Source organism: Paenibacillus massiliensis subsp. panacisoli DSM 21345 (assembly GCF_000426545.1).
Classification (GTDB): Bacteria; Bacillota; Bacilli; order Paenibacillales; family Paenibacillaceae; genus Paenibacillus; species Paenibacillus panacisoli.
Map to the genome: position 1 here is coordinate 60,698 of NZ_AUFO01000011.1, position 17,594 is coordinate 78,291.

Consider the following 17,594-nt stretch of genomic DNA (forward strand, 5'->3'; position numbering starts at 1 on the left):
GTTATCGAGGAAATCCTCTTTAACGGGCTACTTACTGTTTATATTGCTATTCAGATGCCAGCTAGCTACGTCTATGGTGACTTCGTTTGACTTGTCTCACTTCATCTGACTTCATTTTTTGCCGATGCAATGTCTCGATTTCGATTACTCTACAGCGCGCAGACGGAAGGTCAGACTGGCGAAGTCGCCTTGGAGATCGGAAGTGACCAGACCAATTCGCATCAGCTGATCACCGCCAAAGCTCTGTCCACCAAAGGCTTCAGTAAATGTAGCAGTCTCGCTGCCAGCATTAGTAGCGGAATCAGCAGGAATATGCGCTACACCGGATTCAAGACGATATTTCTTGTTCGGGTCCAGTCCCTTGAGCGTCAGGCGACGGATCGGCCCATTGGCCTCGGCCAGTACACGGAAGAAGGCTACGAATGCCTCGGACTGGTCCTCATTCACGAACATCCACGCTGTACTGCCACGTCCCTCGAACGGGCTGAGAAGACGGTGCATGTCGCCTTGCTGTACGAGAGAACGAATCTCCTTGTACTGGGCAACCTGTCTTGCAGCCAGCGCCTGGTCCTCAGCAGACAGTGCGGTCAGATCAAGCTCATAGCCGAAGTTACCGCTCATGGCGACGTCGCCGCGCATCGTAAGGGAGGTGATACGGTGCACCTGATGATTCGGCACATTCGATACGTGCGCACCCATCGTACTGGCTGGATATACGATGCTCGTGCCGTACTGGATTGCGAGACGCTCAATCGCATCGGTGTCATCGCTGGTCCAGGTCTGCGGCATATAATACAGCATGCCTGGGTCAAAGCGTCCACCACCACCAGAGCAGCTTTCGAACAGAATATGCGGGAAGCTGGTAGTCAGGCGCTCCAGAAGATCATACAGTCCAAGCATATAACGGTGTGCCGTCTCCTGCTGATGCTCACGGGAGGCAGACGCCGAGGTGACCTCTGTCATGTTGCGGTTCATATCCCACTTCACATAGGTGATTGGGGCCGATGAGAAGACAGCGCTTAGCGTATTGTACAGATAGTCGATAACGTCCTTCCGCGACAGATCGAGCACGAGCTGGGAGCGACCTTCCGTACGACGACGGCCTTCAGCGTGCAGGCACCAGTCCGGATGCTGGCGGTACAGCTCACTTTCTGGAGAGACCATCTCAGGCTCTACCCATAGGCCGAACTGCATGCCCTTATCGTTGACACGCTTGGCAAGATCAGCAAGACCTCCCGGCAGCTTGCGCCGATCCTCGAACCAGTCTCCGAGGGAGCTGTCATCATTGTCGCGTTTGCCGAACCATCCGTCGTCCAGAACGAAGAGCTCAATGCCAAGCGGGCTTGCTGCCTCAGCAATCGCTTCGATCTTGTTAGCATCAAAATTGAAGTAGGTCGCTTCCCAGTTGTTGATCAGAATCGGACGTACTTCGTCTCTATGGTTACCGCGGCACAGGCGAGTTCGATATAGGCGGTGATAGGTGCGGGACATGCCGCCCAGTCCTTGGTCAGAATAGACCATTACAACCTCAGGCGTCTGGAAGGACTCTCCAGAAGTAAGCTGCCATGAGAAATCAAATGGATTGATACCAATGCTCACCCGTGTCTGACCAAATTGCTCGACTTCGGCTTGGGCGACAAAGTTACCGCTGTACACGAGGCTGAACCCGTATACGTCACCGACATCTTCGGTGGCGTCTGGACGGAGCAGGGCCAGGAAGGGGTTCATCTGATGGCTGCTGGAGCCGCGACGGCTCTCCAGACGCAGCGCACCAGGACCGAGCTCTCTCCGCTGAATATGACGCTCACGTACCCACGCACCTGGCAGATAGAGAGCCTCGTACTGGGAATCGCTGAAATCAATGGATGCGCTCATAGCCTCATCCAGTTGAATCGACCCTTTGCCCTCGTACTCGAAGAAAGTCGAGCGTGTAATCGCACTATGATTGGCAAAAACGGTGTATAGCAAGGTTGCCTTGAGGCCAGAATAATCATCCTTAAGCTCCAAATAGAGCGTTGTAGCTTCCTCATTCGCTTCCGTATAGACCGCAGGAAGTCCATTCAGCTTGGGCTTGCCCGCTTCTATCCGGTAGCCGCTGTATTTCAGCTCGGTAATTCTGCTGCCATCTGCAAGCTTCACTTGATAAGCAGGCTGGCGGAAGTCACTGGTGCCATATTGCGGATACTCCTGAGGAAGCGTGTCGAGCGAAATGTTGCGATTCGCAGGCACCGGATTCGGCGAGAAGGAGCAGCGCTCACGTAGCTCCACAATGTGGGCCAGACTGGTGTCATGATTCAACTGTGCACCCCAATACAGATGGGCAGGGTAGCCTTCAATGATCTGGAACAGATAGCTGCTGTCCTTAGATTGCAAATGGAATAAGCCTAGTGTCTCGTCTACATAAATATTCATCAGATTCACTCCCGAATTTTATAGTCTGGTTGTGACGCCATCATTACATTCGTAGCGTTACATTCGTACCGAACATTCGTATCATTACAGTTGTTGAAGTTGAAAACGACATCCGTTTAATGAAGCTACACTTCATTCATTTAGAATTTGCGTCTGACCCTAAACCAGTGCTAGTGCCTGAGCTTTCCCGAACGATGAGCTTGGTCCCGATGACGCTATGTGCGGGGGCCTCCCGTCCTTCCAGTCGCTCGGAGAGTAGCTGGACAGCAGATCGACCCATTTGCTCGGGATACGCCCGAATGGTGGTGAGTGCAGGCTGCAGGTAAGCAGCCATCTCGATGTCATCGAAGCCGACGACAGCCATGTCCTGTGGCACCTGAAGTCCATGTCCGTGTAGGGCACGCAGTACACCGACGGCCAGTGGATCACTGGCGGCGAAGACCGCGGTAGGCCGCTCGGCTCCTGTCAGCAGGTCATTCATCATGCGGTACCCGTCAGCGCTGCTCCAAGCACCCACACGAACGAAGTCAGGGTTATAGAGTCCTCGCTCCTGCAAAAGTTTCTTGAAGTAGTGAGCCCGTCGTTCTCCGTTACTCTCGCCACCTACGAAGGCGATGCTGCGATGTCCAAGCTCAACCAGATGGCCCAGAGCCTGATCGACAGCCTGGCGAAAGTGTACCCGCACGGTATCATAATCCAATAGCTCCTGGTACTGATCGACCAGGACAATCGCTTCCTTGGTGACAGGCAGTGGGGTAATCTCTTCCGGATCGACACCACCGACGACGATCAGTCCGTCAGCAGGCTGTAATTGAGCAATAGAGTGGCGCCCCCGCAGGGTCTGACCCAGAGTCAGTCCAAGCTCCTCACAGCGGATCTCGATGCCGCGTCGAATGGAAGCATAATAAGGATCGTCACGTTCCTCCTCAATGGAGCACCAGAGCAACAGTGAGACTGTTTTGCCAGCACGCTGCATGTTCCGCTTGAGCTGCCCCAGTCGTTTGGGCTTATATTGAAGCTGTTCCGCAATGGCGAATATATTACTCCGGGTATCCTCGCTCACGGACAGAGACAGATCATTATTAAGCACTCTGGACACGGTTGCGGCGGATACGCCGGCTTGCCGGGCAATGTCCTTGATCGTTGCCAACTGCGCTCACACCTTTTTTAGTTAATAAATTTACTAAAACTACGCTTTAAGCCTATCACACTCTACAAACGATTTCAATAACCGCTTACATCCTCCCAGCTCTCTGTGAATTTTCTATCTACTCTTCGGTGAAGAAGTTGTGTTAACATGATGAATATTCTTCGAATTGCGGGGGCAGATCATGTACAAGTTCATGTCTTGGGCACAAAAATGGTTCGGGCGACTACGCTTCAAGAGTAAGGTAATCGCCTTATTTCTACCCTTAATCATACTATCGTTGGTTATTCTTGGGGTCGGATCGAGCCAGATCTTCAGCCGCTCTCTGATTGAGCGGACGACCAGCAATGTCATGGATGAATCTCAACTGATTCTATCCAGAACCGATTACATATTCAGCAGTGTAGAGACTGCCGCGAATATTATGGTGACGAATATTAACCGCTTGTATGAATCGAATGGCAAGCCTCCAGCATCCACGGTTGAGCAGACGCATTTTGCCAATCTCATGCAGAGCCGTCTGTCCATTGATGTATCGATCTTCAAGGAGGTAGACGGAGCTGTATTCGTCGATAGCAGCGGACATATATATGCCTCCTATGATGAGAAAGGGGATGCCGAGCAGATCCGTAAGCTGGTGCATAGTGGTCAGGAGATGGACAGCTACGGACGCGCAATCTGGATGGGAATGGAACGCAGAGACCTGCTGACTCCGGACCCGAGCTCCCCAATGCTGACGCTCCGCAAGACGGTCATTCACATCGACAATGGAGAAGTGTACGGTACGTTGTTCCTGCTGGTGAAGGAGGAACGGTTATCCGCATATCTGAAATCCAGTGATGCTTCTACGTCGAAAACCTACTATTTTCTCGATCGAGGCCATCAGGTGGTCGTAGCTGAAGATAATGCCCAGCTAATGCAACCCATTAGCTCTGAGCTGGCGTCGTCGATGCAGTCCTGCGCCGATCAATCCTCCGCTGGAGCGTGCTCGTTCCAGGAGGAAGGCAATCTGATTTCGGTAGTCGATTATGATCGGATGAACTGGAAGCTCGTGAATGTCGTGTCCTTGAATCTGCTCATGGCGGATGTGCGAAAGAATGTCGGCTTGACCGCAGCGATTGGCCTGTTCTGCCTGGTGCTCTCCTGGCTGGGCGCGAGCTTCCTGTCCCGAATGGTCGTAAGCCCGCTGGAGCAGGTGACCGGGGCGATGCGAAAGGTAGTGAACGGAGATATTCATACGGTAGTGCCTGTACGTTCCGAGGATGAGATCGGTACGATTGCCGAGGCCTTTAACTATATGGTCAGACGGGTACGGGAGCTGCTTGATACCGTCAGGCAGGAGCAGAATCGCAAGCGTGAATTTGAGCTCGCCTTGATGAGTGCACAGATTAAGCCCCATTTTCTATACAACACGCTGGATACCATCTATGCGCTCAATGAGCTGGATCGTCATGATGAAGCAAGAGATACGACCAAGGCGTTGGCTGATTTTTACCGTATGGCCCTGAATAAGGGACGAGAGCTCATCATTCTGGAGAAGGAGACAGAGCTGACGGATGACTATCTGACGATTCTACAGATTCGCTATCCAGATGTATTTCGTTACGAGATTGATATTCCGTCTGAACTGGCGGGTACCCCAATTCCGAAGCTGTCGCTCCAGCCACTGGTAGAGAATGCGATTTATCATGGGCTGAAGGCCAAAGGAATCAAGGGGTTCATCCGTATATCTGCCTTCACTCAGGATGACAAGGTTATTATTCGGGTGGAGGATAACGGTGTAGGGATGGACTCTGCACAGGTAGAAGCCATCATGTCACGTGATTCCTTCGAGGAGGGTGCACGTTCGATCGGCACGTATAGCGTTCAGCAACGATTGAATTTGTATTTTGGTGAGGAATACGGAATTATGGTGCACAGCGCTCCTGGAGAAGGGACAAGGGTCGAGCTGTCTTTGCCGATGCTGCAAAAGGGGAGTGGGACACAGCATGTATAAAGTGATGATAGTGGATGATGAGCCTTTATTTCGTGATTTTCTGCGTCTGAAAATGGACTGGGAAAGCCATGGCTTTCAGGTCTGCTGTGAGGCGAGAAATGGACAAGAGGCACTTCAGGAGGCAGAGCTGCACAAGCCGCATCTGGCTCTGGTCGATATCAATATGCCCTTCATGGACGGGATTGAACTGGCGCAGCGGCTTAAGGTCCGGTTCGAGCGGATGGCCATTGTATTCATTTCTGGACATAACGAGTTCGAATATTTGCAAAAAGCGGTGCGCACAGGCGTTAAGGATTATTTGCTCAAGCCGTTTAATGCAGAAGAAATGAGCGCAATGCTGACACGGATTGCACCGGATCTACCGAAGCTACCGACAGTAGAGCAGAGCGGCGAAGCTAGGGAGTCGATGGGAGCTAGTGGTGGCACTCGGGCTGTGCTGCCCGATCTTGGCAGCTTGCGCGATGCGGTCGTCCTCGGCCTGATCATGAAGGACAGCGAGTGTCTGGAGGAGGTCCGCAGGGCGGTGCGGCAGCTCCGAATGTATGAGTGGGGAGACGAGTATGCGGATGCGACACTGATGGGAATCGTATCTCTGGCTCTGACCTTTGCCAGCGAACGGGGTATAGGCTATGATCAGCTATGGGATAACGGGGATGTTGTCTCACCCTACGATTACTTGCGAGGGCTTGGAAGCTGGGAGGCCGCCGAGGAATGGTTGGCATCGCTATACCATCGGCTGATTCGACTGATGGAGCAGATCCGTCCAACGAAGGCTGCGAATCTGTTCGCTGCAGCCATCCATTACATTCAGGAGCATTATTCCGATCCGGATCTGTCTGCAGAGCAGGTATCCGGTGGCGTATTCGTCGATCCCAGCTATCTGCGGCGCGTCTTCCGCAAGGAATCTGGCTTCTCAATCGTTGATCATATTACACATATTCGGATGAAGAAGGCTAAGGAGCTCATGCTGGAGGGCAACCGCAAGCTATATGAAATCGCGGAGAGCGTCGGCTATAACGACCCGAATTATTTCAGCAAATCCTTCAAAAAATGCTTCGGCATGACCCCCACAGAATATGAGCAGCTCAGGAAAAGATAGATTGTGTATCGTTAGGCAGGATTAGATAGTAGAAGTAGATAAGTAGGGCTAGTTCAGTAGGATTCGTTCGGATGGAATGGATTAGCTATAGTGAGAGCAGCTATTCTTCATAGAAGGGTGGCTGCTCTTCATTTGAGGGAAAAACGTGAATTTCGTGAAATTCGTGAACGCTCTGCGGGGATTTGTCCCGTTTTTTACAGATAGCGCCCGTTTTGTGCCTTAAAGAACCACGTCGGTGTTGACTATACTATAGCTACAGCAATGAAAACGCAGTCAATAGAGAGCTGCACAAGGGGGCAATGAAATGAAAGCACAGAGTCACAAACGATTGAAGGCTGTATTGCTAACGCTTACAATGTCATTGGTCTTGGCTGCTTGTGGGGGAACTGAATCCTCCTCCTCGGAAGCATCCAATCCATCTGGTGATGGGACAATCAAATTGAAGGTGTATGCGCAGCATTTTGATGATGATACGTCCAAGCCGTTCGACTATGCGGTGGAGAAGCTTAAAGAGGAAATGCCGAATGTAGAGATTGAGCTGGATGCTGCGGTGCAGGATGGCTATCAGAAGCTGAAGACATATGCGGCAACGGGCAATATGCCTGATATCTACTTTACAGACTGGTCGACACTGCAGACGATGGCAAAATCCAAAAATGTCGAGCTGCTGGATGACTATGAAGCTACTACCGAATTCAAGCAGAACCTGAATCCAGGCGTAGAATCCCGTCTGGTGGCGCCGGATAATCATGTATACGCGTATCCCGATACTGGAATCGAGTTCCAGATCATCTACTACAACAAAGCGATCTTCGAACAGGTTGGCATCCAGACGCCGATCAAGACGATTGATCAGATGGCAGAGGCTGCACAGAAGCTGAAGGCTGCTGGCTTTGTACCGATGTCCATATTTGCAAAAGAAAAGTGGATTACGACCGCCTTCTATAACGGTCTCGTGACCCGGGAGCAGCCGCAGGGCTTTGGTGCAATCGGTCAGGAGGGCTTGAAGCAGCTGCCTGAGGCTTTTGTGACCGCTGCTGAGCAGATGAAGAAGCTGCAGCAAGCGGGATTATTCGATGCGAATGCAACGAATACCAACTATGATCAGGCGTCCTCCTTGTTCTATCAAGGTAAAGCTGCCATGTTCGTAAATGGTCAGTGGGAGATCTATAGCTCGCAGGAGAAGCTGGGAGATCAGGTGGACTGGATGTACTGGCCAGCCAAGGATGAGGCTACTTATGAGCAATCCAAGTATTTCATCAATGGGGCGGGAGCTCCGCAAGGCTATGCCGTATACCCTGGCAGCAAGAACAAGGATACAGCGGTCGAGGTCGCTGCTTTCCTGGCAGCCAAGTCTGCCGAGTACCGTTACACACAGCTAGGTAGCCCGATCGTATCCCCTAAGGTTGATCTGCCGATCGCTTCGGATGTACCTGCGATGATGCAGCGCGTAGCAACAGAGCTCCTGCCAAATGCAGAGAATTACGCACAGCTACTGAGCAATACAGCTATTACAAATGCCATCAATGACGGCACGCAGTATATCATGGTGGATAGCTACACGCCGGAGGAATTCGTCGAAAGTCTGAATCGTGTATTGGATAAAGAGAACTAATAACTAGAAACCCGGCAGCCCTTGGTGATTCATCATCAGGGGTTGCTCTGACAGACAAAAGGGGTGGAAGGAACACATGAATAAATATTTAGGTAACAAGACGGCATTGACTCTGTTTTTGCTGCCAGCATTGCTGATCTATAGCGTTGTTCTTATATATCCCGTACTTCAGACGGTATTTCGTAGCTTCTATAATTGGGATGGACTAAGCACGCCCGAATTCTCGGGACTCAGCAACTATATAGAGCTGTTCCATGACCCGCTACTCATCACTTCGTTGAAGAATGGGGGCATCTTCGCTCTTGTCCTGATCGTCTTCCAGATCGGACTTGGTACGATCCTTGCCCTGATCTGCGCTGACCCCCGTACTCATGGTCGAAAATTCCTGAAGACCGCTTACTTTATTCCCGTGGTGCTGTCAGTTACGGTCGTATGTCAGCTCTGGATTGCGATGTATGATCCGACCAACGGACTCATTAACCGTCTGTTCACGCTGCTGAATATTCCGTACCAGCAGAACTGGCTCACTTCTCCGACTGCATCTATTATTGCGATTGCGTTCGTCAATGCCTGGCAGTTCATGGGATATCAATTCGCACTCCTGTATGCAGGTGTGAAATCCATCCCAGAGGACTACTTCGAGGCAGCCACTATTGATGGCTGTAGCAAATGGAAGGCGCATTTCTACGTCACCCTGCCCTTGATGAGAGAGACGTTCAAGTTCTGCTTCATCATTGCGATTACTTCAGGGATTGGTGCGTTCGTGCAGATGTTGATCATGACCAGTGGAGGTCCAGGTACGATTAACTACACCCTTACCTACATGATCTATCGCTATGCCTTCATGGAAAGTAACTATGGCTATGCATGTGCTGTATCCGTAGTGCTAGTAGCGATCTCGCTGCTTGCTACTGTCATCATTAACAAGGTATTTGATCGTGGGCAACACGCCTGATTCGCCATGAATGCAACTTGAGATGTAAAGGAGAACAAAATGAGTATAACGGCTGTACGCAAAATCGGACAATTCGTCTTACAGCTACCGCTGTGGCTGTATGTGATCGTATCCATCTACCCGCTATTCTGGATGATTTCCTATTCATTGAAGAACAATGATGAGATATTCGTAACCAATCCGTTTGGATTCCCGACGACCTTTCGATTTGAGAACTATATCAACGCCTGGCAGCAATTCAATATTCCACGCTATTTCATGAACAGCTTCGTGGTATCGACAATATCCACTCTGCTGATTATGCTCATGGCTCTGATGTTTGCTTTTGCCGTGGCCCGCATGAAATGGCGCTTCAATTCACTGGCGCGAATGTACATGATTATCGGGATGTTCATGCCGTTGCAGGTCATCATGATCCCACTTGCACTGCTGGTTCGTGATTTTCACCTGACCAATACCTATGGAGCCTTGATTCTGCCTTATGTAGCTATTGGTCTGCCATTTTCTACTATGGTGTTCTATGGCTTTCTGATGGGAATTCCGAAGGAGATTGAGGAAGCGGCTTGTATGGACGGGGCCAGCATTTATCGGCTTTTCCTCAGTATCGTTGTACCGCTTGCACTTCCAGCCATTGCTACCGTAGCTATTTTCCAATTCTTGAACAACTGGAACGAATTTACCCTGGCATATATTCTGATCTCGGACGAGAATATGAAGACACTACCGCTGGGTCTATTATTCTTCCAGGGCTCCTACAGTACAGATTGGGGAGCTATGGGAGCGGTCATGACGATCGCGTCTCTGCCGATGGTCCTCGTCTATCTTCTCCTGAGTGACCAGGTTGAGCGTGCGATGACAGTAGGCTCGGCAGTGAAGGGATAATTGGAGATGGTGTAAGGGTACCTTGACCAGATCACTTGTGAGGTAGAGCTGCTGCAAGCGGGGAGCCCTGTCGACGACGGCTAGCGCTTGCTGTTCTAATGAACGAGGATCATAATGTGATGAACTCGTGATACTATAGTCTTTTGACGTCAAGGAGGAACGGTAATTGAAGACGGATCTGCTTCATCTCAGAGCACCCGGTCATTGGATCAACGACCCGAATGGCTTTATCTACTACAAGGGCGTGTATCATTTATTCTATCAGTACTTCCCTTATAGTACGATGTGGGGCACCATGCACTGGGGACATGCCGTGAGCAGGGATCTGGTGCATTGGGAGCATCAAGGCGTCGCGCTTTTTCCCAGCAAGGGCTATGATCGAAATGGCTGTTTCTCAGGCACTGCGCTTGAGGTGGAGGGGAAGCTACATTTGTACTATACAGGTGTCAAATATGAGGTCTTTGATGACAACAATATACACCGGATTGTAGATGAGCAGTTCGAATCCAGCCAAGCTCTGCTAATCTCCGAGGATGGAATTAGCTTCGATAACTTCCAACAGAAACATCTTGTGGTACCTCCCATTACGGACCCGGAGCTCGGTGACCGTGCACATACGAGAGATCCGAAGGTCTGGAAGGGGCAGGACGGGTATTATATGGTGCTGGGTTCGAAGGCAGCTGGACAAGGGAAGCTGTTGTTCTATAAAAGCGACGATCTGCTGCAATGGCAATACGTGAACAGCTATTCGAAGCCGGGGCTGGGCTATATGTGGGAATGTCCTGATCTGTTCAAGCTGACGGATTCAGATGGGACGGAGCATTCGATCCTGCTGATGTCACCGGAAGGGGTGCCACAAGGGAGATTCTATACGAGCCATGCCATCTACAGCCTGGTTTCATTTCAGGAGGAAGGTGCCCAACTGGCTATCCCGGATACCTATCAGTTGGTCGATTATGGCCTCGACCTCTATGCGCCACAGACGAACCTCGATGCGGAAGGTAGACGAGTCCTTATCTCCTGGATGCGTATGCCGCGCAAGGTCCAGCGGACAGGAGAAGAGCCGTGGATTGGCATGATGTGTCTGCCAAGAGTAATTGAAGTGGTGGAGGACCATATTTATTTTCGCCCCCACCCGCAGGTGCTGAACAGCTTCTCTAGCAAGCTAGAGCAACTGGAACAACTCGATTTCACAAAGCCCTACTATCTTCAAGCCACACTCCACAACGGGGATGAAGTCTGCATCGGTAAGTATAGAATTTGGCTACAGGATGGTGTACTACATACGGATCGATCAGAGGTGTTCGGAGAGCTGGAGGGCTATGATACGCAATTCAAGACCCCTGAGCTGGACGCAAGCTGTAAGCTCGATATCTTCGTGGATGCGGATATCATCGAGACTTTCGTTGATGATGGAAGATATGTAGTTAGTAACATTGTGTATGGTCTACAGGGTGGGCTCACCAGCACAGTAGAATTATCTGTGAGTGTACAGTAGAGCAGAGTAGTATACAGCAATATCGAGCAGGATACAGCATGACTTTTGGCGTAGTCTTAGGCAAGGCATTGGCAAGGATAACAAAACCCGGCAATTGCGGGCGGGAAATGCTCGGTTGTAGAGCATCTTTCCCTTAACGCAATGCCGGGTGTTTTTGTATTGCTGTAGGCTATCTGATGAGCGCTACCGTCAGATCAGGCCAGACTCACGAAGCAAGCGCTCCAGAATCGTAGCGATCTCTGCGCGAGTGACGACCTGCTCCGGGGCCAGACGATTACCGCTCAGTCCAGTGATCAGGCCAGCCTGAACACTGGAGGCTGCTGCCTCACGAGCCCAGTTAGGGACGCGATCTGCATCAGTGTACTGCTGGACAGCAGTACTGTCTCCAGAAGCACTGCCAGACAGTCCCGTGAGTGTCATTGCCCGAGACAGCATAACCATGGCCTCTGCGCGGGTGATGCTCTGCCCTGGGCGGAAGGTACCATCCGAGAAGCCAGTAATCAGTCCATAGTCCGCAGCGGCGGAGACCGATCCGTTGTACCAGGAGTTAGTAGCTACATCCGCAAAATTTGCCTTGTCATTAGTGGGTTCTAGTCCAAGACCCTTTGACAGGATGGAGGCGAACTCTGCCCGGGTGATTGCACGCTGCGGCTGGAACTGTCCAGCTCCCGTACCGGACACAATCAGTCGATTCCCCATATTTTCAATGGAGCTTCGTGCCCAGCTGCCTGAAATGTCCGTGAAGGTCTGCTCCTGTCGGACGAGCATATAACTGCTGTTGCTAAGACTCTTGATCGAAGCATACCAGCGGCCATCTACGTTAACGATCCGAGTCGGTACATGACGCACGGAACCGTCAGGGTCCACAGTGACTGCCGTGGTGATCCGATTCGGTTGCACATCCTCCGGTATTGGAACCAATCCTTCCACGTAGGTGGAGAAGCGGTTAGTGGCTGTTGAACGACCGTCACTTACCTCAGTGATGTCGAACTGAACAGGTGGAGACAGGCGTTCCAACTGATTTGCTGTAGCCGCCTGATCCGCCGCCTCGGTCTGAGCAGTTGAAGCTGCTGCAACTCTGATCTGAACGTCCACGTTGGACATATCATCCGAGCTAGCCGATTGCAGCTGGATTTGCTGTGCGGATACAATATAGTGCCCACTTGTTGTCTGGACAGACAATAGGGTGGACGCCTGCTGCATTTCACGCATCAGATCGCCGTCGAAGTTCGCGACGAATGCATCAGCAGCCGGCAGGTCTGTAAATGGTACAGTTACCGTAGCTCCTTGCGGTTGGTCATTCAATACGCTGCGGATCAGCTCCCGATCCATTTGAATGGAATGAACCGTCTGACCATTTTGCGTACTGGTTGTTAAGACACCAGCCTTTAGAATCTGCCCGTTCACCCACACATTCACCAGCTTAGAGGTGTCTACTGGCGGGGGCACTGGTGTTTGGACCGGAGGTACAGACGATACGCCATTACTGCTGTTACTGTTATCAATGTCCGATGAGCTGCTTGATCTAGTAGTTACATTAACAGCATTGGAATGAGGGCTTGCAACGCCATTGATCGTCTGAACTACATAATAGCTGCCTCTGGATGAAATTTTGCTAAAGCGATAGCTCCCATTTTCCTGCTCTGTAGGTTGCATGGCAAGCGCTGCTTGTGAAGACGCTCGGTACAATCTAAGCGTGGCACCTGGGTATACATTTGTGACCTCAACGGTGCCTCTGCCGCCAGTTGCAACAGGTGTACGCAGAACAGGATTGACGAAGACCGAATTGGTACTCTCAATCCCATAGACGGACTGGGTTACATAATAGTACTCCGCCTGTGGCACGACATTCTCAAATCGGTAATTGCCGTCTCCAAGAGCCGAATAGGTGCTGGAGACCACGTTATGGTTCGCCGCATCATACAGCTTCAAGGCCGCTTGAGTAGACACGTTGCTGACATCGATATACTCAACACCTGGTGTCACCAGCGGAGTACGCAATAACGGATTGAAGAAGCTGGAATTGACGCTTTCCTCACCATCCAGAGTCTGGGTCATGTAGTAATAGTCAGGATGAGGCAGGATGTCGTCGATCGTATAGACCGATCCTGTAACACTGGAATAGGTCCCTTGCAGAACGCCAGTCCCCGTGTACAGCTTCAGTGTCGCACCAGGTGCATATTCGCTGACTGTAATGGATTCCTCACCTCCAATAGCCAAGGGAGCACCAGGAATATGGACAGTTACGACTACTTGGTTGGAGGGGGCGCTAATCATACCGTTAATGGTCTGGGTAACATAGTACCCTGTACCAGCTGTAACGGAATCGAAGCGGTATACACCACCGCCTTGATCGGCTGGGTTCGTGGCAATGATTGTTCCATCATTGCGATGGAGCCTCACAGTAGCGCCTGGATACACATTAGATACATCCACATATTCCCCGCCACCAGCCGCACTTGGTACCCGAAGCGCTGGTGAGACGAAGCTGGAATTAATGCTGCTGATGCCATGAATCGATTGCATGACGTAATAGTAGTCACTATGCGGTGCAACGTCAACGAGACGATACACACCATTGCCTTGGAACTCTACGTTAGCAGCGACAGATTGCCCTGTGGAAGCATTGAAGAGCTTGAGCTCTGTTCGATCGGATACGTTGGAGACATCAATGTACTCTAATCCAGCATTAACAACAGGGGTGCGCAGTGTCGGGTTAACGAAGCTTGAATTGACGCTTTCCTTGCCGCTCACGGTCTGGGTGACATAGTATTGGTCTGGATCAGGCAGCACATCCGTAATGGTATAGCTTGAATCCGTGATATTCGGATAAGTCCCTTTCAGGACGCCTGTTGTAGTGTACAGCTTGAGTGTTGCACCGGATACATACTGGCTGACGACGATTGTTTCTGCTCCGCTAGTCGCTACAGGAGCATCTGGGACATATTCTGTCACGTCAACTCTACTGGAGTCTGCACTGTTAATGCCGTTGATTGTCTGGGTTACATAGTATCCTGTGCCCAGTGCGACGGATTCGAAGCGATACACGCCACCGCCTTGATCGGCTGGGTTCGTCGCCATGATTGTCCCATCATTGCGATGGAGCCTCACAGTAGCGCCTGGATGCACATTGGAGACATCTACATGACCCAAGCCGCCAGTTGCTGTCGGCACGCGCAGCAATGGTGTAACGAAGCTTGAGTTCGAGCTAGTGGTTCCGTTCAGCGTCTGGGTGACATAGTAGAGGTCGCTATGTGGAACGACATTGATCAGTCGGTACATATTGCCGCCCAGATACACAGGATTTGCAGGTACCTCTTGGCCTGAAGTGGCATTGAATAGCCGTAGACTCGGGGTGCCTGATAAGTTGGAAACATCAATGTACTCTACCCCGGGAGTAACAACAGGTGTACGTAGGGGTGGATTGACTAAGCTGGAAGGGGGGCTTTCTTCGCCGTTTACAGTTTGTGTTACATAATACTGTCGTGAATCAGGCCATACAGGGACATGTAAGGTACTATTAGCCGGGAGATTTTGGTATGAAACGTACACCTGTCCGTCTGATGTATACACAGTTATGGTGGCCCCGCCGGGATATCCGGAAATGATTATTTGCTCCGTGGCAGTTATTACATTAGGCGCTGGTGGTGGAGCCGCATAGGCAGGCTGCAGGAATGAGATTGACAAGATTGCACATAGCATGATCAATCCGATAGGCCTGAATACCTGTTTGCTGAAGTATTGCTTGTTCATTGAATCCCCCTTGTAATTGATGTGAAGCATGATTCATAGCGAGGTGCCATTCTCGAGTATGAGTAGCTGCAGATTGGGTTCTTTTGCTAATCTAAATCATTATACCTTACTCATTATTATAGTGATTTTTAAGTTTTGCTTAAATTTATTTACCTCTGAGGTCAGTTCAAAAGCCGGAACTTGAAAGTCAGTACTCATAAGCTTGAAGAGCGGACTGTCATTGCATCGTCAAGATACAGATTGTAGAATGGTTAGGTAGAATAATAGACAGGCCTGTAATGTCAGATGTTGTGCATGGCTGTTGAGATGAGAGATGGGGGAAGATAGACAGATGATAGATTTACCGAATTGTCCGAAATGTAATTCAGCTTATACCTATGAGGATGGTAGCCTGCTGATCTGTCCGGAATGTGCTCATGAGTGGACTCCCGGTGCCGAGAATGAAGGTGCTGAGGAGCAGAAGGTCGTAAGGGATGCCAATGGTAATGTACTGCAGGATGGCGATTCCGTGACCATTATTAAAGATCTGAAGGTTAAAGGCAGCTCGTCTGTCCTAAAGATCGGTACGAAGGTGAAGAGTATCCGTCTGGTGGATGGAGATCATGATATTGATTGCAAAATTGACGGGTTCGGTGCGATGAAGTTGAAGTCCGAATTCGTGAAGAAGATATAATCGTCGGTGATACCGCAGGGAATTAGGCGAGGTAGGGAATGTACCTTATAAATTAACTATGACGATGGGAAGCACAGGCATTTGGCCTGTGCTTTGTTGTGCTTTGTGAAAGCTAAGTTAGTTGTGCTAGGCGACATCACACGTTCAAATGGTGAAGGCAACGACTTGAGCTGATATAGTGAAGCAGACAGCTTGTTAACATAAATTTAACTTTATTTTAAAATGTTGTCATTCACATGTCATTCTTCTTCTTGTGGTTTTGGTATAATTTTTCCAGATCGAATTATGCAAAATGCTAACTAGTCAGGAGAGGAGATTATTGTGTTGATAAGAAAAGTAGGCGCAGCCTTCGTGCTTGGCGCTATCATGCTGGCGGGGTGCAGCTCACAAGAGGTGGCCCCAATTGCACCAGAGCCAGAAGAGTCTCCCAGCAAGCACGTGTCGATGCAACTGGAGCAAGAGAAGCATGACGAATGGATAGCGGCTTCTGCAGATGGACAAGTAAAATTGTATGCTAAGAAGGACACGGGGCATGCCATTGAAGGGGTAGTGCTGGAGATCAATGGAGTACAAAAGGAATGGGATTGGCAGATCCCCAATACAGGAACTGACCCCCAGGTATTCTATACGGATCTTACAGGAGATGGTCAAGAGGAGGCTGTCATCATCATCCAGACCGGACGAGGGACAGGGCTGAGCCTCTATGAGATTCATGTGGTGGATGCCAAGGACGCTACCGAGATCCAGGTACAGGGCTATGAGGACATTGTTGCGGAACAGATTGAATCGCATGTAACCCAACAAGCCGATGGTACATTAGGGATTACAGTAAAGACGCAAGGTCAGGAATACAAGCTCGAATATCCACTAGATGCTGAAACAACGGTCGATCAAGAGGAGCTTTACTTCGGTGGTGTTGTGCTCTATTCCTTAGAGGGGCAGTCAATCAAGCTGCATATACCGGGCTCTGTCGGCGTATCCCCCATGTATGTGTGTGATATTAACGTCGTATATAAGTTCGATGATGCCAAGAATCAATTCGTAGTGGATCAGATCGAAGTGAAGCCTGTCGAGTCCTAATATGGCTAATAATATATGCCAACACGGCCTTAGCCTCAAGTATCGGGGACTAAGGCCGTCTCTATTATTCCAGCACTTCTTCATTCACAATGTAATCAAAGAACATATGCGCACCAATCGAGATTTTCGAGCTAATCTGGACCGTGCTTCCCCCAGGGAACTTATAATAGAGCTTCCCGTTCTGAGTGTAGCTAAGCTCTTCGAATCTCTTATTGGTGTTGTAGAAGCATTTTGCGGCGATCGGATTGGCAGAGCTGCTAAGATTGGAGGTCAGATTAACGATGTTCTTCCAGGCTGCGCTGCTGGTATCAGGCCGAAGACAATGAGCAAGGTTGGGATCATTATCGTTAAAGCAGCTGAAGGCATATGGATGAAGCACAACCGCTTCAATCGTGTTGAGATTTTTGAATTCGTTGTAAGTCTTGTTGCTTCCCCCTCTTTGAATCTGGAGCGTCTAGTAGAGACGTTCACTATATAAGGAGAT

12 protein-coding genes are annotated in these 17,594 nt (G+C 50.2%); 9 read left to right on the top strand and 3 right to left on the bottom strand.

Features of this window, described 5'->3' with window-relative positions; translation table 11 throughout:
- Window positions 1–144: 144 nt before the first annotated feature.
- Both K331_RS0110025 and K331_RS0110030 read right to left on the bottom strand, forming a co-directional pair.
- Window positions 145–2,412, bottom strand: coding sequence for an alpha-galactosidase (locus K331_RS0110025; RefSeq protein ID WP_028590204.1), 2,268 nt, complete (start codon window positions 2,410–2,412; stop codon window positions 145–147).
- A gap of 136 nt (window positions 2,413–2,548) precedes the next feature.
- Window positions 2,549–3,562 (bottom strand): LacI family DNA-binding transcriptional regulator, encoded by a 1,014-nt coding sequence (locus K331_RS0110030; protein ID WP_028590205.1) that lies wholly within the window; start codon window positions 3,560–3,562, stop codon window positions 2,549–2,551.
- A gap of 181 nt (window positions 3,563–3,743) precedes the next feature.
- On the opposite strand from K331_RS0110030, the gene K331_RS0110035 reads away from it, so the two are divergent.
- The 6 genes from K331_RS0110035 to K331_RS0110060 all read left to right on the top strand — a co-directional run bounded on the left by K331_RS0110035 (window position 3,744) and on the right by K331_RS0110060 (window position 11,604).
- Window positions 3,744–5,555 carry a cache domain-containing sensor histidine kinase gene (locus K331_RS0110035; RefSeq protein ID WP_028590206.1) on the top strand — a complete coding sequence of 604 codons (1,812 nt, stop codon included), beginning with the start codon at window positions 3,744–3,746 and terminating at the stop codon, window positions 5,553–5,555.
- Window positions 5,548–6,654 (top strand): response regulator transcription factor, encoded by a 1,107-nt coding sequence (locus K331_RS0110040; RefSeq protein ID WP_028590207.1) that lies wholly within the window; start codon window positions 5,548–5,550, stop codon window positions 6,652–6,654. The genes K331_RS0110035 and K331_RS0110040 overlap by 8 nt, the downstream gene beginning before the upstream one ends.
- Before the next feature lie 304 nt (window positions 6,655–6,958).
- A complete protein-coding gene (locus K331_RS0110045) occupies window positions 6,959–8,269 on the top strand; it encodes an ABC transporter substrate-binding protein (protein WP_028590208.1) in 1,311 nt (436 codons plus the stop codon).
- A gap of 76 nt (window positions 8,270–8,345) precedes the next feature.
- Window positions 8,346–9,224 carry a carbohydrate ABC transporter permease gene (locus K331_RS0110050; protein ID WP_028590209.1) on the top strand — a complete coding sequence of 293 codons (879 nt, stop codon included), beginning with the start codon at window positions 8,346–8,348 and terminating at the stop codon, window positions 9,222–9,224.
- 39 nt (window positions 9,225–9,263) lie between these two features.
- Complete coding sequence (locus K331_RS0110055) at window positions 9,264–10,106, top strand: carbohydrate ABC transporter permease (RefSeq protein ID WP_018887888.1); 843 nt, start codon at window positions 9,264–9,266, stop codon at window positions 10,104–10,106.
- A 166-nt stretch (window positions 10,107–10,272) separates the two neighbouring features.
- Window positions 10,273–11,604, top strand: coding sequence for a glycoside hydrolase family 32 protein (locus K331_RS0110060; protein ID WP_028590210.1), 1,332 nt, complete (start codon window positions 10,273–10,275; stop codon window positions 11,602–11,604).
- A gap of 189 nt (window positions 11,605–11,793) precedes the next feature.
- Here the strand turns inward: K331_RS0110060 and K331_RS0110065 are convergent, their stop codons facing one another.
- Complete coding sequence (locus K331_RS0110065; RefSeq protein ID WP_028590211.1) at window positions 11,794–15,357, bottom strand: S-layer homology domain-containing protein; 3,564 nt, start codon at window positions 15,355–15,357, stop codon at window positions 11,794–11,796.
- Between the two features lie 331 nt (window positions 15,358–15,688).
- Between K331_RS0110065 and K331_RS0110070 the strand changes: the two genes are divergently transcribed.
- The 3 genes from K331_RS0110070 to K331_RS32660 all read left to right on the top strand — a co-directional run bounded on the left by K331_RS0110070 (window position 15,689) and on the right by K331_RS32660 (window position 17,588).
- Entirely contained in the window at window positions 15,689–16,030 is a 342-nt protein-coding gene (locus K331_RS0110070; protein ID WP_028590212.1) for a zinc ribbon domain-containing protein YjdM, read from the top strand.
- Between the two features lie 321 nt (window positions 16,031–16,351).
- The gene (locus K331_RS0110075) at window positions 16,352–17,110 is read left to right on the top strand and encodes a hypothetical protein (RefSeq protein WP_226383574.1); all 759 of its coding nucleotides are present in this window, start codon (window positions 16,352–16,354) and stop codon (window positions 17,108–17,110) included.
- Between the two features lies 1 nt (window position 17,111).
- Window positions 17,112–17,588, top strand: coding sequence for a hypothetical protein (locus K331_RS32660; RefSeq protein WP_036634605.1), 477 nt, complete (start codon window positions 17,112–17,114; stop codon window positions 17,586–17,588).
- Window positions 17,589–17,594 lie beyond the last annotated feature (6 nt).

Coding starts and splice junctions, on each gene's coding strand:
- K331_RS0110070 (WP_028590212.1), top strand. CDS start 15,689: ATGATAGATTTACCGAATTGTCCGAAATGTAATTCAGCTTATACCTAT.
- K331_RS0110040 (WP_028590207.1), top strand. CDS start 5,548: ATGTATAAAGTGATGATAGTGGATGATGAGCCTTTATTTCGTGATTTT.
- K331_RS32660 (WP_036634605.1), top strand. CDS start 17,112: ATGGCTAATAATATATGCCAACACGGCCTTAGCCTCAAGTATCGGGGA.
- K331_RS0110035 (WP_028590206.1), top strand. CDS start 3,744: ATGTACAAGTTCATGTCTTGGGCACAAAAATGGTTCGGGCGACTACGC.
- K331_RS0110025 (WP_028590204.1), bottom strand. CDS start 2,412: ATGAATATTTATGTAGACGAGACACTAGGCTTATTCCATTTGCAATCT.
- K331_RS0110050 (WP_028590209.1), top strand. CDS start 8,346: ATGAATAAATATTTAGGTAACAAGACGGCATTGACTCTGTTTTTGCTG.
- K331_RS0110065 (WP_028590211.1), bottom strand. CDS start 15,357: ATGAACAAGCAATACTTCAGCAAACAGGTATTCAGGCCTATCGGATTG.
- K331_RS0110045 (WP_028590208.1), top strand. CDS start 6,959: ATGAAAGCACAGAGTCACAAACGATTGAAGGCTGTATTGCTAACGCTT.
- K331_RS0110055 (WP_018887888.1), top strand. CDS start 9,264: ATGAGTATAACGGCTGTACGCAAAATCGGACAATTCGTCTTACAGCTA.